General features: G+C 68.7%; 3 protein-coding genes. All 3 read left to right on the top strand.

Annotated features, from left to right (window positions below; translation table 11 throughout):
* Nucleotides 1-174 precede the first annotated feature (174 nt).
* The 3 genes from leuS (at nt 175) to holA (ending at nt 4,542) form a co-directional block, all read left to right on the top strand.
* The gene (leuS, locus tag AC27IO_RS20585; RefSeq protein WP_498740504.1) at nt 175-2,886 is read left to right on the top strand and encodes a leucine--tRNA ligase; all 2,712 of its coding nucleotides are present in this window, start codon (nt 175-177) and stop codon (nt 2,884-2,886) included.
* Between the two features lie 2 nt (nt 2,887-2,888).
* On the top strand, nt 2,889-3,389 hold the full coding sequence (locus tag AC27IO_RS20580) for an LPS-assembly lipoprotein LptE (protein WP_272566755.1): 501 nt from the start codon (nt 2,889-2,891) through the stop codon (nt 3,387-3,389).
* 100 nt (nt 3,390-3,489) lie between these two features.
* Nucleotides 3,490-4,542 carry a DNA polymerase III subunit delta gene (holA, locus tag AC27IO_RS20575; protein ID WP_317351579.1) on the top strand — a complete coding sequence of 351 codons (1,053 nt, stop codon included), beginning with the start codon at nt 3,490-3,492 and terminating at the stop codon, nt 4,540-4,542.
* Nucleotides 4,543-4,711: the final 169 nt, after the last annotated feature.

Here is a 4,711-nt window from a genome sequence, read left to right as displayed (position 1 = left end):
CGGCCTCTCCCGCTGCTGCCGCCGCTGCCCGCTGACCGGCCGGGCCCTGCGCCAGCCGGGGCCGCGCACCGTGTAACGCTTCGCGCCGCCGGCGGCCGGCATCGCGCCTAAAATCCCCGGCTGACACCCCGCTCACTTTCTTTCCTGGCCGCACCGCCGCGGCCCCGCCAACCCATGCAAGACAAATACAACCACACCGAGGTCGAGCGCGCCGCGCAGGGCCACTGGACGGCCACCGATGCCTACCGCGTGACCGAGGATGCGGACCGGAAGAAGTTCTACGCCTGCTCCATGCTGCCCTACCCCAGCGGCAAGCTGCACATGGGCCACGTGCGCAACTACACCATCAACGACATGCTCGCGCGCCAGCTGCGCATGAAGGGCATGAACGTGCTGATGCCGATGGGCTGGGACGCCTTCGGCCTGCCGGCCGAGAACGCGGCGCTCAAGAACGGCGTGCCGCCCGCGCAGTGGACGTACGACAACATCGCGTACATGAAAAAGCAGATGCAGGCGATGGGCCTGGCCATCGACTGGTCGCGCGAGGTCGCCACCTGCGACCCGAGCTACTACCGCTGGAACCAGTGGCTGTTCCTCAAGATGCTGGAAAAGGGCATCGCCTACCGCAAGACCCAGGTCGTCAACTGGGACCCGGTGGATCAGACCGTGCTGGCCAACGAGCAGGTGATCGACGGCAAGGGCTGGCGCACCGGTGCCACGGTGGAAAAGCGCGAGATTCCGGGCTACTACCTCAAGATCACCGACTACGCCGAAGAGTTGCTGGGCTTCGTCACCGGCGACCAGCTGCCCGGCTGGCCCGATCGCGTGAAGCTCATGCAGGAGAACTGGATCGGCAAGAGCGAGGGCGTGCGCTTCGCCTTCCCGCACGACATCCGCGCGGCCGACGGCACGCTGATCGGCGACGGGCGCATGTACGTCTTCACCACGCGCGCCGACACCATCATGGGCGTGACCTTCTGCGCCGTGGCGCCCGAGCACCCGCTGGCCGTGCGCGCGGCGCAGGGCAATCCGGCCATCGCCGCCTTCATCGAGGAGTGCAAGAGCGGCGGCACCACCGAGGCCGAACTGGCCACGCAGGAAAAGAAGGGCGTGCCCACCGGGCTGGTGGTCACGCACCCGATCACCGGCGAGGAAGTGCCCGTGTGGATCGGCAACTACGTGCTCATGGGCTATGGCGACGGCGCCGTGATGGGCGTGCCCGCGCACGACGAGCGCGACTTCGCGTTCGCGCTCAAGTACGGCATCGACATCAAGCAGGTGGTGCTGGTCGATGGCGAGACCTTCGACTACCACCACTGGCAGGACTGGTACGGCGACAAGCAGCGCGGCGTCACCGTCAACTCCGACAGCTTCAGCGGCCTGTCCTACGCCGAGGCCGTGCAGGCCGTGGCGCATGCGCTCGCGCAAAAGGGCCTGGGCGAGACCAAAACGACCTGGCGCCTGCGCGACTGGGGCGTCTCGCGCCAGCGCTACTGGGGCACGCCGATCCCCATCATCCACTGCGACGAGCATGGCGCCGTGCCCGTGCCCGAGAAGGACCTGCCGGTGGTGCTGCCCACCGATTGCGTGCCGGACGGCTCGGGCAATCCGCTGCACCACCACGAAGGCTTCCACGCCGGCGTGACCTGCCCGGTCTGCGGCAAGGCCGCGCGCCGTGAGACCGACACCATGGACACGTTCGTGGACAGCTCGTGGTACTTCATGCGGTATTGCGACCCGAAGAATGAAAACGCTATGGTGGCTGAGGGCACGGCCTACTGGATGCGAGACCAGAAAGCGCCGAGCGGCGGTGCCGGCATGGACCAGTACATCGGCGGCATTGAACACGCCATCCTCCATCTGCTGTACGCGCGTTTTTGGACCAAGGTAATGCGCGACCTGGGATTGGTGACGGTCGATGAGCCGTTTGCACATCTGCTCACGCAGGGCATGGTGCTCAATCACATCTACTTCACCCGCGATGAAAAGGGCGGCAAGAGCTACTTTCCTCCCGAGGGCGTGACGCCGTTGCTGGATGCACAGGGCCGTATCACTGGTGGAAAATTGAACGAGGCCGAAGGCCGGTTCGAGAAGGGTTTGCTGCTGGAGTACGGCGGCGTGGGCAAGATGGGTAAGACCGAGCGCAATGGCGTCGATCCCCAGGATCTGATCGCCAAGTACGGCGCCGACACCGCACGCCTGTACACCATGTTCACCGCGCCGCCCGAGGCCACGCTGGAGTGGAACGACGCGGCCGTGGAGGGCAGCTACCGCTTCCTGCGCCGGGTGTGGAACTTCGGCCTCAAGCTCGCGGCCCTCGACAAGGACGCGGCGCTGGCCAGCGTGGCCGGCGCCACCACCCTGAAGGAAGTGCCCTTCGGCAAGGAGGCCAAGGCCCTGCGGCTGGAGATCCACACCGTGCTCAAGCAGGTGGACTACGACTACCAGCGCATGCAGTACAACACCGTGGTCTCGGGCGCGATGAAGATGATCAACGCGCTGGAGGACTTCAAGGCCCTGGACAGCGCCGGCGCCCCCGTGGCGCTGATCGAGGGCTTCGGCATCCTGCTGCGCGTGCTGTACCCGGCCACGCCGCACATCGCGCACAGCCTGTGGAGCGGCCTGGGCTACGCCGGCGCGCTGGGCGACCTGCTCGATGCGCCGTGGCCCCAGGCCGATGCCGATGCGCTGGTGCAGGACGAGCTGGAGCTGATGCTGCAGGTCAACGGCAAGCTGCGCGGCTCCATCCGCGTGCCCGCCTCGGCCGACAAGGCCGAGATCGAGCGCGCCGCCCTCGCGAGCGAGGCTTTCGTCAAGCAGGCGGACGGCGCCACGCCCAAGAAGATCGTGGTCGTGCCGGGCCGCCTGGTCAACGTGGTCATCTGACAATGCAAAAACGCACCCTCCTGTCGCTGCTGGCCGTGGCGCCCCTGGCCGCCTGCGGCTTTCACCTGCGCCGCGCGCCCGAGTTCCAGTTCCGCTCGCTCTACGTGGAGGCGGGCGGCGGCTCGCCTCTGGCGCGCGAGCTGCAGCGCACCCTGCAGGGCGCGGGCGGCAACCTCACGGTGCTGCGCGATCCCACGCAAAAGACCACGGCCGACGCCATTTTCGAGCTGCTGTCCGAGCAGCGTGAGCGCGTGGTGGTGGGCTACAACGCTTCGGGCCAGGTGCGCGAGTTGCAGTTGCGCCTGCGCATCCACTTTCGCCTGCGCAACCAGCAGGGCGCGGAGCTGATCCCCGACACCGAGCTGCTGCAGCAGCGCGACGTGAGCTACAACGAAAGCATCGCGCTCGCCAAGGAGGCCGAAGAGGCGCTGCTGTACCGCAACATGCAGACCGACCTCGTGCAGCAGCTGCTGCGCCGGCTCGCCGCGGCGCGCCCGGTTTGATGGTTGGCACCCTGATTGCTATTGATTTGATAGCTACGGCCGCATGTTTTTCTAGGGCGTTCGGCCTGTTTCGTTCAAAGATCCTGCCCAGGCCGCTCCCATGCAAGTCGCTCTGAACCAGCTCGCCGCGCACCTGCAAAAGGGCGTGCGGTCGCTCTACACCCTGCATGGCGACGAGCCGCTCCTGCAGCAGGAGGCGGCCGACGCCATCCGCGCGGCGGCGCGGGCCCAGGGCTACACCGAGCGCAGCAGCCACACCGTGGCCGGCGCGCACTTCGACTGGAGCGCCGTGCTGGCGGCCGGCGGCTCGCTCTCCCTCTTTGCCGACAAGCAGATCGTGGAGATCCGCATTCCCTCGGGCAAGCCCGGTAAGGACGGCGGCGCCGCGCTGCAGCAGATCGCCGAGGCCGCGCAGGGCAACGACAGCACGCTCACCCTGGTGATGCTGCCGCGCCTGGACAAGGCCACCCGCACCGGGGGCTGGTTCAGCGCGCTGGACGGCAGAGGCATCTCGGTGCAGATCGACCCGGTGGAGCGCGCCGCGCTGCCGCAGTGGATCGCCCAGCGCCTGTCGCTGCAGGGCCAGCGCGTGGCCGGCGGCGACGAGGGCCAGCGCACGCTGCAGTTCTTCGCCGACCGCGTGGAGGGCAACCTGCTTGCCGCGCACCAGGAGATCGCCAAGCTCGCGCTGCTGCACCCGCCCGGCGAGCTGTCGTGGGCGCAGGTCGAGGCGGCGGTGCTCAACGTGGCGCGCTACGACGTGTTCAAGCTCTCCGAGGCGGTGCTCTCGGGCCAGGTGGCCCGGGTGCAGCGCATGCTCGATGGCCTGCAGGCCGAGGGCGAGGCCGAAGTGCTGGTGCACTGGGCGCTGGCCGAGGACATCCGCGCCTTGAAGCGCGTGAAGGACGCGCTCAACGCCGGCAAGCCCCTGCCCATTGCCCTGCGCGAAAACCGCATCTGGGGCCCCAAGGAGCGCCTGTTCGAGCGCATCGCGCCGCGCTTTTCCGACGCCGCTGCAGCCCGGCTGCTGCAGTCCGCGCACACGGTGGACGGCATCGTCAAGGGCCTCAAGGCGCCCGACTGGCCCGCCGATGGCTGGCAGGCGCTGCAGCGGCTGGCGCTGCAGCTGTGCAAGGCCTGCGGGGCGCGCTGAGCGCCCGCAGCGCCTTTCGATCGCCTTGCCGACACCGCGTCCCACTCCCTTGCGCCTGCCGGCCGACGATGCCACCAACGGCTGGTCGGCCATCCTGCCGGCGCGCGCGCCGCGCCCGGCGCTGCAGGGCCCCGTGCGGGCCGACTGGCTGGTGCTGGGCGCCGGCTGC

It is taken from the genome of Acidovorax sp. KNOB132, assembly GCF_057541515.1.
This window is presented reverse-complemented; position numbering and strand designations above follow the sequence as displayed.